The organism is Streptomyces sp. SLBN-118, assembly GCF_006715635.1.
GTDB lineage: Bacteria > Actinomycetota > Actinomycetes > Streptomycetales > Streptomycetaceae > Streptomyces.
In genome coordinates, this window is sequence record NZ_VFNP01000001.1 from 2,630,819 (window position 1) to 2,644,199 (window position 13,381).

Genomic DNA, 13,381 nt, shown 5'->3' on the forward strand with positions numbered 1-13,381 from the left:
GTCACCGCTGCGGGGTGTCGAGGGGACGTATCAACAGCTCGGCGATCTCCTCACGCCGCCCCGAATCCGCCCTTACCGCCTGCTGCGTGAGATAGATGGCGTTGAGCAGCTGGTCGGTGGGCCGCAGCTCGCCGTCGCCGTCCTCGCGCGTGAACTGCCCGATCAGATCGAGATTCCGCTCGTCCGCCCCGGCCCCGAAGTGGGCCTGCACCATCGCGGCGAGCCGCTCGTCGCGCGGCGGGTCCAGGTGCAGATGGATACAGCGGCGCAGCAGCGGTGCGGGGAAGTCGCGCTCGCCGTTGCTGGTCATCACGACGAAGGGGAAGGCGTGACAGCGCACCCTGCCGTCCCTGACGGGCACCCGGCGGCCGTCGTCGGTGAGTACCCGCACCTCGTCGTGCCCCGGCCGGTCGGCCATCCGCTCCAGCTCCGGAAGGGCGAACTCCCCTTCCTCCACCACATTCAGCAGGTCGTTCGGCAGATCGATGTCGCTCTTGTCGAGCTCGTCGATGAGCAGCACCCGGGGCCGCTCGGCGGGCAGCAGCGCGGTGCCCAGCGGCCCGAGCCTGATGTACCGGCCGATGTCGTCGGACCCCCGCTCGGCGCCGCGCTCGGCCAGCTGGGCGTCCTGGAGCCGGCCGATGGCGTCGTAGGTGTACAGGCCGTCCTTCAGCTCGGTGCGGCTGACGATGGGCCACTGGAGGACCCGGCCCAGCCCCAGTTCGTACGCGACCGAGTGCGCGAGTGTGGACTTGCCGGAACCGGGCTCGCCCGTGACCAGCAAAGGACGCCTCAAGTACAGGGCGGCATTGATGAGTTCGAGCGCTTCGGCGTCCTGGGCGGGCGGGGCTCCAACGCGCGAGCCGAGCCGCCGCGTGGACGAACTGTCGATTGGCGGCGCCGGGTCGGGCAGCGGCACCCCGGAGAAGGCACGCCAAGGTGGGGGCGGTGGCAGGTGGCGGATCCGGCCGGGATCCGGTGCGCCGACGCCTCGGTAGATCAGCCAGTCGTCCATCGCTCGCTCCTCATAGGCGGTCGGTGGGGTGGCGGACCACGGGGGACTTGTACCCACCGCCCCGGCCTTCCATTGCTCGGACGCGGCTCCTCATGGCGAGTCCACCGGTCCGGAGTCGTCGGCGGGCAGAGGGCGGCTCGGATCGTCGTAGAGCATGGCCACCCCTTCCGCCCAGTGCCTGCTGTTCCTCGATCCGCTGATGTCGTCCCTGATACGGCGCAGCCGGTCGGGAAGCTCAAGGGCCCCCGCGCTCTGGGCCAGCAACTGGGCAGCGCCCCGCTGCATCTCCTCGCAGAACTCCGAACAGCCGTGGTCGGGATGGCCGTCCGTGTGCCACAGGGCGATGCCGTGTCCCGCCTGCAGCGCCATCCCGATGGCCCGCCGTCCGACGCCGCTGCCTGCGGGGCGGCACAGGACGGGCACGGCGGACGGCGGCATCTCCTCGAAGTGCCGGGGGCGCGGGACCTGCCGCTGCGGCGGCGTACGGGCCGCGGTCAGCGCTTCGGCGGCAAGCGCCGCCTCCCAGCGACGCTGCCAGACGGCGTCCGGTTTCCCTCGTCTCGCGAGATCACGCAGCACCACCATCCGCCGCACGCCCACATACGCCGGATGGTGCAGCCGGGCCATCTCGGTGAGCTGCCAGCGGTGCACGGCCGTGTCGAAGTGATCGACGGGCAGGGCGACTTCGAGGGGCGCCGGGGCACCGGGCGAGTCCACGGAGGCGAAAACCTCCTCCAGCGGGCCGCGCAGCCGCTGCACGATCCGCTCGGGCGGCACACCGTCGCCGGTCTGCTCCTCGTGCAGCGGCTCGTTCACGTCCTGGCCGTCGTCGACGCGGATCCGCCAGTAGAAGCGGGTCGGGCGGGCGTCGCAGACCGGCTCCATCTCGACGATCACGACCGCCGACCCGTCGCCGGGCCGCGGGTAGTGGACGACGATCCGGTCCTGCCCGTCGGCCGTGGGCTGATGGACGAGTCCGGGCGGCAGCGTCGCCTGGGTGACCACGGTGTGCACGATGCGGGGCACGTCCTGGAGCCGCCGGGCCACCCAGTCGGCGAGCGGGACGGGGTCGCCGCCGCGGCTGCGCTCGTACTCGACGACGAGCTGGAGATAGTGGAGCGCGGCGATGGCGGCGACGGGCTGCCCCGCCTCGTACAGCAGGCCGTGCCCGTCGCGCCAGATGCGCGGCAGCAGCTGGCCCGGCGGCGCTGCGACGCCGCCGCGGGCCTTCTTGGCGAGTTCGACGACCGGCCGGATGGCGGCCGGGGGGCGCACGCCCGAGAGCAGAGACAGCGCCTCACGCCGGTCGCGGGGGCTCCAGTGGTCGCCGCCGGTGTGCACACCGGCGCCCGGGAGCTGGTGCTGGCGCTCTATCCAGTTGTGGCCCGTGACCTTCGGGGACTGGCCGTGCCAGCTGTCGTGCGCGGCCATGAGGGTCTGGTACGCGGGGCCGAAGCGGCGCAGCGCGGTGGCTGCGATGGCCATGCCGCCGTCCCGGCCGGTCCGCCGGGACTTCAGGATGCCGACGACGGCGCCGGTGTGGGCGTCGAGCACCGGTGATCCCGAACCGCCCTTGGGGAATTCGGCCTCCGGCCGAAAGCGCATCCCGTAGTCGTCGTCGAAGCCGTTGATCCTGGCACCGGCCTTCCAGCGCACGGCCCGTCGGACCTGTCGCACGGGGTCGTCCTCGGGCCGGTAGCCCTGGACGATCCCGCGGCCGCCGGGGTAGTCGGTGCGGTCGGTGAGCCAGACGCACTCGTGCTCGACGCCGTCGTCGACGAGACGCACGAGGGCGAGGTCCTGCTCGAGGGGCACGCGCTGCTCGGCGCGCGGTTCGCCGTCGAGCAGCCAGCAGGCGAGCCGGGCATCGAGCGGTTCGCCGTCGTTGACCTCGCTGCCACAGAGGCGGAAGGTCCTGGCCGGGTCGCCCTTGAGGTGGGGGGCGAGTACGTGGGCGCAGGTCAGGACCCAGCCGGGGGCGACGAAGAAGCCGCTGCCCCACATGGGCGAGTCGTCCTGCCGGTGCGAGAAGTGGACGGTGGCCGCGCGGGTCAGGGCATCGATGACGGAGTCGGAGTCGGGATCGTTCATGCCGGGTCTGCGGGCGACTGAGGCGTGGGCCGGCCTGCCGGCCGGGCGGGCGGCTGGCCGGGCTGCTGACGGCTCGGCCGGGCGGTCGGCTGGTCGGTCGGCTGGTCCTTGAGCTGCCAGGTGAGGGTGACCTGGACGGACGCCTTGGCCTCCCCCGCCGCCAGGACGGCGAGGGCCACACCGGACTTGGCCGTGAGCTCGACTCCGAAGCTGACGCTCGCCTCGTCCGGCTTGGCGGCGGCCGCCGCATCAAGGACGGAGGCGCCGACCTCGGTGATCAGCTGCTGGAGCTGCTGGACCTTCGCGGTGGCGTTCTCGACGAAACCGACGTCCTCGTCGTCCTCGCCGTATCCGCCGCCGTCGGTGGACAGCCGGGCGAGCACGACGGCTCCCCCGGGCAGCTCGATCCGCTGGACGCGTCCTGTCACGGTTCCCCCCGTCGTAGCACGGCCAACTCACCCCAGTGTCACCGCACTTGGGCGCTGTGCGAATGGCGACGACGTTACTGGCCCGGACGGTTGCAGGGGAGGGGAGGAAGTCGCCGTAACCTGAGGAGGTAGACCCCGTCCGTACCAGGAGCATGTCTTGTACTTCACCGATCGCGGCATCGAGGAGCTGGAGAAGCGGCGCGGCGAGGAGGAGATCACTTTCGAGTGGCTCGCCGAGCAGCTGCGCACGTTCGTCGACCTCAACCCGGACTTCGAGGTCCCGGTGGAACGCCTGGCCACATGGCTGGCGCGGCTGGACGACGAGGACGAGGACGAGTAGGGGCCTGGACCGACAGGTTCGGGACACTTCGTCGGCGTCTCGAGTGCCTGCGCCGAGCTGGGCGGATCGGGGGCGTGGCGCGCAAGAGCCGCTGGGCGCCCCAGGCGCAGCTCGGCGCGGAACTGCCTCGGCCCGGCCCCCGCGCGCCATCGGCCCGCCTCCGCTCCGCGGCCGTACACCCACGCCACGATCGAACGGGCCCCGCACAGCATCAGCCCGCCCGCGGATATCGCGCTAATGGCCCTTCCATCGGGCCCATCAGGTCGATTTGCCCCCTTATGGCCGTTAGACCCTGACGCGCTCGCTCACCACCCCGCTTGACATCCCCTGGTCGCGATATATCGTATCTATCAAGAGACGCGATATGTTGCGTCACACCCGCCCCGGGAGGTCAGCACCATGGCAGAGTCGACGTGGGAAGTCGCCGCCCCCAAGAAGCTCACCTTCGACGCCCCCGTGACGGCACTCAACGTGCGCCTGGTCAACGGAACGGTCAACGTCGTGGGCACGGACGAAGGTTCCGCCCGCCTGGAGGTCTCCGAGATCGAGGGCCCCCCGCTGATCGTGACCCAGCAGGGCTCCACGCTCACCGTGGCGTACGAGGACCTGCCCTGGAAGGGCTTCCTCAAGTGGCTCGACCGCAAGGGCTGGCACCGCAGCGCGGTCGTCTCCCTCGCCGTCCCGACCGGTTCGGCGGTCGAGGTCGGCGTCGTCGGCGCGGCAGCCTTCGTATCCGGAATACAGGGCACGACGGCGATACGCGGGGTCAGTGGCGACACCACACTCGTCGGCGTCTCGGGCGCCGTCCGCGCGGACACCGTCTCCGGAAATCTGGAGGCTCAGTCCGTCACCGGCGATCTGCGCTACAACTCCGTCTCCGGCGATCTGACCGTGATCGAGGGCGCCGCAACCTCCGTACGGGCCGAATCGGTGAGCGGCGACATGGTCATCGACCTCACCGTGCTCGACGAGGAGGGGGCGGGCAAGCCCACCGACATCCGGCTGACCACCGTCTCCGGCGAGGTCGCGATCCGGCTTCCGCACCCCGCGGACGCGCGCGTCGAGGCGAACACCGCGAGCGGAGCGGTCTCCAACGCCTTCGAGGACCTGCGGGTCAGCGGCCAGTGGGGCGCGAAGAAGATCACTGGAAGGCTGGGCGCGGGCACGGGGACGCTCAAGGCGACCACCGTGTCCGGCTCGATCGCGCTGCTGCGCCGGCCACCCGCGGAGGACGAACCGCACGACGCAGCCCCCACCGGAAAGGTGCTCTGACATGGCGCCCGTCTTCGCTCATGGCCGTCTGCGCCTGTATCTGCTGAAGCTCCTGGACGAGGCCCCGCGCCACGGCTACGAGGTCATCCGGCTGCTGGAGGAGCGCTTCCAGGGCCTGTACGCGCCGTCGGCAGGCACGGTGTACCCGCGCCTGGCCAAGCTGGAGGCCGAGGGCCTGGTCACCCATGCCACCGAGGGAGGCCGCAAGGTCTACTCGATCACCGACGCAGGCCGGGAGGAACTGGCCGGGCGCAGCGGCGAGTTGGCGGATCTCGAACTGGAGATCCGCGAGTCGGTCTCCGAGCTGGCCGCGGAGATCCGCGACGACGTGCGCGGCGCGGCGGGCAAGCTGCGCAGCGAGATGCGCGCGGCGGCGTCGGAGACACGGACGACATCCGTCGGTGCGGAGGCGGACTGGAGCGACAAGGAGTCGTGGCGCGCGGCGAAGGAAGAGCTGCGGAAGGCGAAGCAGGAGTGGAAGGAGCAGGCACGGCGGGCGAAGGACGAGTCGCGCCGGGCCCGCGAGGACGCACAGCAAGCACGCCGCCAGGCGAAGGAGGCGCAGGAGACGGCCCGCAGGGAGATGCAGCGCATCGCCAAGCAGGTCCAGGACCAGGTGCAGGACCACTTCGCACGGGGTGACTGGCCGACGGGCGTACGGGAGGGCCTGTCCGAGCTGAGCACGCAGCTGGGTGGCCTGGCACGTGGCACGGCATGGCCCCCCTACGTCAAGCCGGACCCGGCGGGCGTGCCCCCGGAATGGGCGAAGGACGCTGCGGCGTCGGACGACCCGGCCCGGGACCTGGACCGCCTTCTGGACCGCTTCCGCGACGACATCCGCGACGCGGCGAGGGACCACGGAGTCACGGCCGCCCAACTCGCGGAGGCCCGCCGCCACTTGTCAACGGCGGCGGCCCATATCGGCGCGCTGCTGCGGAAGCCGGAGGCGTAGCCCGCGGCCGGCCCCTGCCGAGCAGGGGTCCAGGCAATCCCGGTGCGGCCACATCGGGGCTCGCGCCCCGGGCCGGGCCGCGGGGATTCGGGGTGCGGATGCGGGAGCTTGCCCGTGCCCCCTGTGTAGGGACGAGCCCGATGGACCCGGCGGCGCGAAGCTGCCGCCCTGGGGTGCGGGGGCGCCGGCCCCCACCGTCACCACCCCCCGGGGGCCTGGGGGCGAAGCCCCCAGTTTCGGGAAGGGGCGGGGTGGGGGAACCAAACCGCCTCACCCCGCCCGCGTCGCCCCACCCCCGAACACCGCCCGCTCCACCGCCTCATACGTCGCACCGTGCTCCGCCAGCACATCCGCCACCACCCCCGGCCGCGCCGTCAGCGCCAGGAGCAAGTGCTCGCCCCCGACGTGCCGGTCGCCCCGGCCCACCGCGATACGGAGCGACTTCACCAGCAGGTCCTTCGCCGAAGGGCTGAAGGCCCGGTGCCCCGACCACCGCCGCTTCGGCCTCCGGGCCACCTGCAGCGCGCCCGCCCCATGCGTCTCCTCGATCTTCGAGATGATCTCGTCGACGTCGATGCCGAGCCCGGCCAGCGCTGTTTCGTCCGCCCTGGACAGGCCCCCGCGCCGCCGTGCGTCCGCGAGCGCGTTCTCCACCGAGCCGCGGCGGTCGGCGATCCCGAGGCACGCGAAGGCGAACGCCGTACGCGTGCCCTCCTGGTCGAGCATCGCCAGGAGCAGATGCTCCTCGGTGACGGAGTCCGCGCCTGCCCGTTCCGAGTGGTCTACCGAGCCCGTGACGACTTCCCGGGCGTCCTTGGTGAAGCGCTCGAACATCACTGCCTCCCGTACTTCTTGTGTACGGCCTGCCGGCTGACGCCCAGTTCGGCCGCGATCTCCTGCCACGACCAGCCCTGATTGCGGGCACTGCGTACTTGTACGGCTTCAAGCTGCTCAAGGAGCCGCCGCAGCGCGGCGACGGCCCGCAGCCCGACCCGCGGGTCGCGGTCGCCCGCCCTCTCGGCGAGATCGGTTGCTTCGGTCATACCTGTCAACCTACATTGACAGTTGTCCACAGTCAACCCACGTTGACAAGGCCTCGCCGTACCGTGGTTCTGTGATCGATTTCCGTACGTCCGCACCCGTGACCGGCAGCCTCGATGTCCAGTGGCACGCCGGCTGGCCCTCTCCCAAGCACGACCCCGCTCCGGAGATACAGGTGCATGCCTACTCCGAACACACCCTGGTCCTGCGGCAGAACAAGTCCGTGCACTTCGAAGCCCCATTCCTCTTCCTGCTGTTCGGGAACGAACGGGCGCTGCTGCTGGACACCGGCGCGACTGCGGACCCGGCGTACTTCCCCCTGCGCGCCACCGTCGACGCGCTGATCGAGCAGTGGCTCACCCGCCGTCCCCGCCCGGGGTACGGACTGGTGGTCGCGCACACGCACGGCCACAGCGACCACATCGCGGGCGACCCACAGTTCGCGGACCGGCCGCACACCGAGGTCGTCGGGCCGTCGCTCGCCGAGGTGCGGGAGTTCTTCGGGCTGACGGACTGGCCCGAAGGCCGCGCCGAACTGGACCTCGGCGGGCGGCTGCTCGACCTGGTGCCCGGGCCCGGGCACCAGGAAGCCGCCGTCGTCTTCCACGACCGCCACACCGGCCTGCTGCTGACCGGCGACTCGCTCTACCCCGGCCGGCTGTACGTCCAGGACGCGGAGGCCTTCACCGCCACCGTCGACCGGCTGCTCGCCTTCTGCGAGACCCATCCGGTCACCCATGTCCTGGGCTGCCACATAGAGATGACGAGGACGCCGGACAAGGACTACCCCCGTGGCACGACGCATCAGCCGGACGAGCCTCCGCTCCAGCTGACGACCGCGCATCTGCGGGGGCTGCGCGACGCCCTCGCAGAACGCAGGACCCACAGCGGGGACTTCATCGTGGTGTACCGGGACTGACAGTGACCGTGATCCGCGCGCCGGGCAGTGCCAGCACGCGCACCGTGCGGGTCCGGCCCGCGGGCACCGTCGGGGTGTCCGTCCACGCCGGGCCGTCCAGGGCGATACGCCGGCCGGACGCGCTCGGCGGCAGCGAGATCTCCGTCACGCCCAACCGCCCGCGCGCCCGGTACACCAGGCGGTACGTCCCGGAGGCCGGGTCGTACGTATCGGCCACGACCCGCCCCGCTACGGCCGGCGCGTACGGCGCCGCGGTCTGCTCCTTGTTCGTGCGGAACAGACCGTGCTCGTCGAGCGCGCAGTAGCCGCCGCCGTAGCACCAGACATAGCCCGCCCAGCCGGAGCTGTAGCGGCTCAGGGATGCCAGCGCCTCACGGTAGAAACGGCCCATGTTCGGAAGGGAGTTGTTGAGGGGCCCCCACTCACCCACCACGACCGGGATCCGCTGCTCCTTCGGGTACGCGGTCACGGCCGCCTCGTACGACTCGATCCAGCCCGCCGAGGGGTCGTAGTCCCCGCCCGCCTCCATTGCCGTGTTGTAGAAGTGCGGCGCGAAGACGACCTTGGGGTCCTTGATCCTTCCGAGACCGGTCGGGAGACCCTCGCCCACGATCGGGGTGGGTTCGGCGAAGATCCAGTTGCCCTCGTCGGCCGACCGCACGGCGTCGGCAAGGCGGTTGTACATCGGCGTGAGCTGATCGCGCTCGATGCGGCGGGCCGCGGTGGGAAGGTCCTCGCCCGCACGCATCTCGCCCATCGGCTCATTGATCAGGTCGTAGCCGAGTACGGCCGGGTGGTGCTCGAAGCGTGCTGCGACGACCCGCCACATCCGTGCTTGGGCCTGCCGCAGGTCCTCGTCCTCGTAGAGGTGGGTGAAGGCGCGCTGCACGGCCGGTTCGAAGTACTCCGAGAACCAGTCGCCCGGATGCGGGGTGAAGGGCAGGCCGTCGGTCCGGGTGGCCCATTCGGGGATTCCGCGATGCCCGAAGGCCGGGCCGAACACGTCCTGGTGGGAATCGATCAGCACCTGGATGCCGTATGTATCGGCCCAGTCCAGAACCCGCTCGATGGTGCGGAGATACCGCGCACTGTACTGGCCGCGCCTGGGCTCCAGGTCGTCCCAGAAGATCAGCAGGCGGGCGAAGTTGAAGCCCTGGGCATGCAGGTCGCGGAAGTGCTTCTCGGTGATGGCGGACAGCGCCAGGTCGCCGCGGTTCGTCTTGTCCTCGACGTTCCAGCCATGCAGGGTGAGCGTCCGGCCGCGGTCGTCGGTCAGACGGGGAATACCGACCGGGTCCGAGGAGGTGGCGGCACAGGCCGGGGCCACTGCCGCCAGAACCAGAAGGAGGCAGCAGCCGATCAGTACCGGGATCGTTCGGCGCGTAGGCATGGGACGGATCCCATCAGCGCACCTGACGGCCCATCAAGAGGGCGTCAGCACGATCTTTCCGAAGAGGTCTCCGGCGGCCATCCTCCCGAAGCCCTCCCGGGCCCGGTCCAACGGCAGGACCTCGTCGATCACCGGGCGTACTCCTGTTGCCACGCAGAAGGAGAGGAGATCCTCCAGCTCGTCCTTGGTGCCCATCGTCGAGCCGACGACCTTGAGCTCCAGGAAGAAGATCCGAGTCAGTTCGGCGTGCGAGGGGCGGTCGCCGCTTGTCGCGCCGGAGATCACCAGCGTGCCGCCGGGGCGCAGCGACTTGACCGAATGCGACCAGGTCGCGGCGCCGACGGTCTCGATGACGGCGTCCACACGCCGCGGCAGCCGTGCGCCGGGTTCGTAGGCCTCCTCCGCGCCGAGTTCGACCGCCCGCTTGCGCTTGGCCTCGTCGCGGCTGGTCGCGTACACCCGCAGTCCGGCGGCCTTGCCGAGGACGATCGCGGCGGTGGCGACGCCGCCGCCCGCGCCCTGGACGAGGACCGAATCGCCGGGGCGCACCCCGGCGTTGGTGAAAAGCATGCGGTACGCGGTGAGCCAGGCGGTCGGCAGGCAGGCGGCCTGCTCGAAGCTGAGCTCCTTGGGCTTGGGCAGCAGATTCCAGGTGGGGACGGAGACCTGTTCGGCGAAAGTGCCCTGGTATCGCTCGGTGAGGATCGAGCGCGGCTCGTCGGGCCCGACGCCGTGGCCGCTCTGGCCGATCACGGAGTGGAGGACCACCTCGTTGCCGTTCTCGTCGATGCCCGCGGCGTCGCAGCCGAGGATCATCGGGAGCTTGTCCTCGGCGAGACCCACTCCACGCAGCGACCAGATGTCGTGGTGGTTGAGCGAGGCGGCCTTGACGGTGACGGTGCTCCAGCCGGGCCGGGCCTCGGGAGCCGGGCGGTCACCCAGCTCCAGGCCATTGAGCGGGGCGTCACGGTCGATGCGGGCTGCGTAGGCGGCGAACATGACCATGACGATAGGGCGGCGGCCGGGCGCGACGGAACCACACAAGGGTGTGACACGCACCGCGTCCCGCAGGCTCGCGACAGCCGATCCGCCTGTTTGGCGCAAACCTGCCCGGAAATTTCTGGCCCCGAGCCCGACGGGCCGTGCCGCACCCGCTCAGGGGTGCCGCACGGCCCGTCCGGATGATCGGCGGCACGCTGTCGCGCGCCGGATCAGTGCCCCCGCGTCAGCGCCTCGCGACGCCCTCCGCGCGCGCAGCCGCCGCCACCGCCGCGGTGACCGCCGGGGCCACCCGCTCGTCGAAGGGCGACGGGATCACATAGTCGGCCGCCAGTGCGTCGCCCACCACGTCTGCCAGCGCGTTCGCCGCGGCGATCTTCATGCCCTCGGTGATCCGGGAGGCCCGGACCTGGAGCGCGCCCGCGAAGATCCCGGGGAAGGCCAGGACATTGTTGATCTGGTTCGGGTAGTCGCTGCGGCCCGTCGCCACCACGGCCGCGTACTTGTGCGCGATGTCGGGGTGGACCTCGGGGTTCGGGTTGGCCATCGCGAAGACAAAGGCGCCCGGCGCCATCGACGCGACCGCCTCCTCCGGGACCGTACCGCCGGAGACGCCGATGAAGACGTCCGCACCGGCCAGCGCGGTCTCCAGGGAGCCCGAGAGACCGGCCTTGTTCGTGATCTCCGCGAGCTCGCGCTTCACGGACGTCAGGTCTTCGCGGTCCCGGCTCACGATGCCCTTGCGGTCGGCCACGGCCACGTCGCCGATGCCCGCCTCCAGCAGGAACTTCGCGATGGCCACACCCGCGGCGCCGGCGCCGGAGATGACCGCGCGCAGGTCGCCCAGACCGCGGCCGGTCAGCTTCGCGGCGTTGCGCAGCGCGGCGAGGGTCACCACGGCCGTGCCGTGCTGGTCGTCGTGGAAGACCGGGATGTCGACCTGCTCCTGCAGCCTGCGCTCGATCTCGAAGCAGCGCGGCGCCGAGATGTCCTCGAGGTTCACGCCACCGAACGAGGGCGCGAGCCGGACCACGGTCTCGATGATCTCGTCCGTGTCGGTCGTGGCCAGCGCGATCGGCACCGCGTCGACCCCGCCGAACTGCTTGAAGAGGATGGCCTTCCCCTCCATCACCGGAAGCGACGCCTCCGGCCCGATGTCGCCGAGACCGAGCACCGCTGTGCCGTCTGTCACAACTGCGACGACCTGCGACTTCCAGGTGTAGTCGTGGACGAGCTCCGGCTGCTCGGCAATCGCGTTGCACACCTTGGCGACACCGGGCGTGTATGCGAGGGACAGGTCGTCCCTGTCTCGCACCGGCACCGTGGCCTGGATGGCCATCTTGCCGCCGCGGTGCAGCGCGAAGGCCGGATCGAAGGGCTCCTCGGGAGCACCCTGCGCACCGTCTTCGCTGTCGCTGCGAGGATTGACGATCTCCGCTGCCATTTGTTGACCCCTTAAGTCTTCATCAGTTGAGGGTGGCCACTCCTGGTTGAGGAGGGGTGGGCGGGCACCGCGTAAGTGCCCCGCCGCGGCGGTTGGCCCGCCTGGCGAGGGAGGTACGTACGCGCGGGCGCGCCGCACACGCGCCCTGAGCCCCGGATGAGGGGTGTAAGTGTCCTTCTTACCGGACCGACGGCCCCGGCGACGAGTCGATATCAGCTTGCTGACAGGACTCATTGCGACGTGTCAGGACACGTCAGCTACGCACCCCGAAACCGGTGCGAAGCACCGGTCGGGCCGCAGATTTTCCGGCCGGGAGAAGGCAACCCAGTGAAAGGTCCGGCCTTGATGTACCGGCCTCGTGAGCTTCGGGGGTGTCCCGTTACCCGATTTTGACATGCTCGGCCCCCTGATTGGGCTAGTCCGAATGGCAAGATGCCGAAAACACCCAAGGTCGCGACACTCGAAGATGAGTGGAACGACTCGAAATGTCCTGAATGGCAGCACCTCATCCGCCGGAGGATCACGACCATGACCGCAAGCAACACCTCTCGTACGACCGCAACCAGGGCCCGGATCGCCGCGGTCGGCGCGATCGCGGTCGCCGGGTCACTGATGCTCACCGCCTGTGGTGACCAGACGGCCGGGGGCTCGAAGGAGACCAAGGGCACATCCGCGAGCAGCGCGGCGCTCTTCGGCAAGCTGCCCCAGAAGTACCAGGACTCCAAGGTGATCAAGGTCGGCACCGACGCCGCCTACGCGCCGATGGAGTTCGAGGAGGGCGGCAAGATCGTCGGCATCGACCCCGACATCGCCGCCGCTCTCGGCAAGGAGCTGGGCGTCACGTTCCAGTTCACCAACGGCACCTTCGACGGCCTGATCTCGTCGCTGAACACCGGCCGCCAGGACCTCGTCATGTCCGCCATGAGCGACACCAAGGCCCGTCAGCAGGGCCTGGACGACAAGGGCAAGAAGGTCGGCGAGGGCGTCGACTTCGTCGACTACTTCACCTCCGGCGTCTCGCTCCTGGTCAAGAAGGGCAACCCGGAGAAGATCCAGTCGCTCGACGACCTGTGCGGCAAGAAGGTGGCCGTCCAGCGCGGCACGATCTACGAAGAGACCTTCAAGACCCAGGCCGCCAAGTGCACCAAGGACGGCAAGGGCAAGCTCACCATCGAGGCGTTCGACACCGACGCCGAGGCCCAGACCCGCGTGAAGTCCGGTGGCGCCGTCGCCGACCTCAACGACTACCCGGTCGCCGCGTACATCGCGAAGACCGCGGGCGGCGGCAACGACTTCGAGGTCGCGGGCAACCAGACCGACGCCGGTCCGTTCGGCATCGCCGTCGACAAGGACAACGCCCAGCTGCGCGACGCGCTCAAGGAAGCACTGAACACGATCATCAAGAACGGCGAGTACGCCAAGGTCCTGGAAAAGTGGGACGTCAAGAACAGCGCCGTCACCGAGGCGACCGTCAACGCCGGCAAGTGATC

13 protein-coding genes are annotated in these 13,381 nt (G+C 70.5%); 5 read left to right on the forward strand and 8 right to left on the reverse strand.

Annotated elements, in window-relative coordinates:
* Nucleotide 1 precedes the first annotated feature (1 nt).
* The 3 genes from FBY35_RS11665 to FBY35_RS11675 all read right to left on the reverse strand — a co-directional run bounded on the left by FBY35_RS11665 (nucleotide 2) and on the right by FBY35_RS11675 (nucleotide 3,534).
* Nucleotides 2-1,015: a MoxR family ATPase gene (locus FBY35_RS11665; protein WP_142213732.1), complete on the reverse strand. Its 1,014-nt coding sequence runs from the start codon at nucleotides 1,013-1,015 to the stop codon at nucleotides 2-4.
* 90 nt (nucleotides 1,016-1,105) lie between these two features.
* On the reverse strand, nucleotides 1,106-3,106 hold the full coding sequence (locus FBY35_RS11670) for a trypsin-like peptidase domain-containing protein (RefSeq protein ID WP_142213733.1): 2,001 nt from the start codon (nucleotides 3,104-3,106) through the stop codon (nucleotides 1,106-1,108).
* Entirely contained in the window at nucleotides 3,103-3,534 is a 432-nt protein-coding gene (locus FBY35_RS11675; protein WP_222123124.1) for a PT domain-containing protein, read from the reverse strand. Before FBY35_RS11675 ends, FBY35_RS11670 begins: the two co-directional genes overlap by 4 nt.
* A 157-nt stretch (nucleotides 3,535-3,691) precedes the next feature.
* Between FBY35_RS11675 and FBY35_RS11680 the strand changes: the two genes are divergently transcribed.
* The 3 genes from FBY35_RS11680 to FBY35_RS11690 all read left to right on the forward strand — a co-directional run bounded on the left by FBY35_RS11680 (nucleotide 3,692) and on the right by FBY35_RS11690 (nucleotide 6,098).
* Complete coding sequence (locus FBY35_RS11680; RefSeq protein ID WP_014176503.1) at nucleotides 3,692-3,874, forward strand: DUF6104 family protein; 183 nt, start codon at nucleotides 3,692-3,694, stop codon at nucleotides 3,872-3,874.
* Between the two features lie 399 nt (nucleotides 3,875-4,273).
* A complete protein-coding gene (locus FBY35_RS11685) occupies nucleotides 4,274-5,146 on the forward strand; it encodes a DUF4097 family beta strand repeat-containing protein (protein ID WP_142213734.1) in 873 nt (290 codons plus the stop codon).
* A gap of 1 nt (nucleotide 5,147) precedes the next feature.
* A complete protein-coding gene (locus FBY35_RS11690; protein WP_142213735.1) occupies nucleotides 5,148-6,098 on the forward strand; it encodes a PadR family transcriptional regulator in 951 nt (316 codons plus the stop codon).
* 270 nt (nucleotides 6,099-6,368) lie between these two features.
* Here FBY35_RS11690 and FBY35_RS11695 read toward each other — a convergent pair whose 3' ends face one another.
* Both FBY35_RS11695 and FBY35_RS11700 read right to left on the reverse strand, forming a co-directional pair.
* Nucleotides 6,369-6,932: a Clp protease N-terminal domain-containing protein gene (locus tag FBY35_RS11695; RefSeq protein ID WP_142213736.1), complete on the reverse strand. Its 564-nt coding sequence runs from the start codon at nucleotides 6,930-6,932 to the stop codon at nucleotides 6,369-6,371.
* Complete coding sequence (locus FBY35_RS11700; protein WP_018571396.1) at nucleotides 6,932-7,141, reverse strand: helix-turn-helix domain-containing protein; 210 nt, start codon at nucleotides 7,139-7,141, stop codon at nucleotides 6,932-6,934. The genes FBY35_RS11695 and FBY35_RS11700 overlap by 1 nt, the downstream gene beginning before the upstream one ends.
* A gap of 71 nt (nucleotides 7,142-7,212) precedes the next feature.
* Between FBY35_RS11700 and FBY35_RS11705 the strand changes: the two genes are divergently transcribed.
* Nucleotides 7,213-8,058: an MBL fold metallo-hydrolase gene (locus FBY35_RS11705; RefSeq protein ID WP_142213737.1), complete on the forward strand. Its 846-nt coding sequence runs from the start codon at nucleotides 7,213-7,215 to the stop codon at nucleotides 8,056-8,058.
* On the opposite strand, the gene FBY35_RS11710 is transcribed toward FBY35_RS11705, so the two are convergent.
* The 3 genes from FBY35_RS11710 to FBY35_RS11720 form a co-directional block, all read right to left on the reverse strand.
* Nucleotides 8,036-9,448, reverse strand: a complete 1,413-nt coding sequence (locus FBY35_RS11710; protein WP_142213738.1) for a cellulase family glycosylhydrolase — start codon at nucleotides 9,446-9,448, stop codon at nucleotides 8,036-8,038. The two genes, FBY35_RS11705 and FBY35_RS11710, sit on opposite strands and share 23 nt — an antisense overlap.
* A 33-nt stretch (nucleotides 9,449-9,481) precedes the next feature.
* Nucleotides 9,482-10,447 (reverse strand): zinc-binding dehydrogenase, encoded by a 966-nt coding sequence (locus tag FBY35_RS11715; protein ID WP_142213739.1) that lies wholly within the window; start codon nucleotides 10,445-10,447, stop codon nucleotides 9,482-9,484.
* A gap of 226 nt (nucleotides 10,448-10,673) precedes the next feature.
* Entirely contained in the window at nucleotides 10,674-11,891 is a 1,218-nt protein-coding gene (locus FBY35_RS11720) for an NADP-dependent malic enzyme (protein WP_142213740.1), read from the reverse strand.
* Between the two features lie 528 nt (nucleotides 11,892-12,419).
* On the opposite strand from FBY35_RS11720, the gene FBY35_RS11725 reads away from it, so the two are divergent.
* The gene (locus FBY35_RS11725; RefSeq protein WP_142213741.1) at nucleotides 12,420-13,379 is read left to right on the forward strand and encodes an ABC transporter substrate-binding protein; all 960 of its coding nucleotides are present in this window, start codon (nucleotides 12,420-12,422) and stop codon (nucleotides 13,377-13,379) included.
* Nucleotides 13,380-13,381 lie beyond the last annotated feature (2 nt).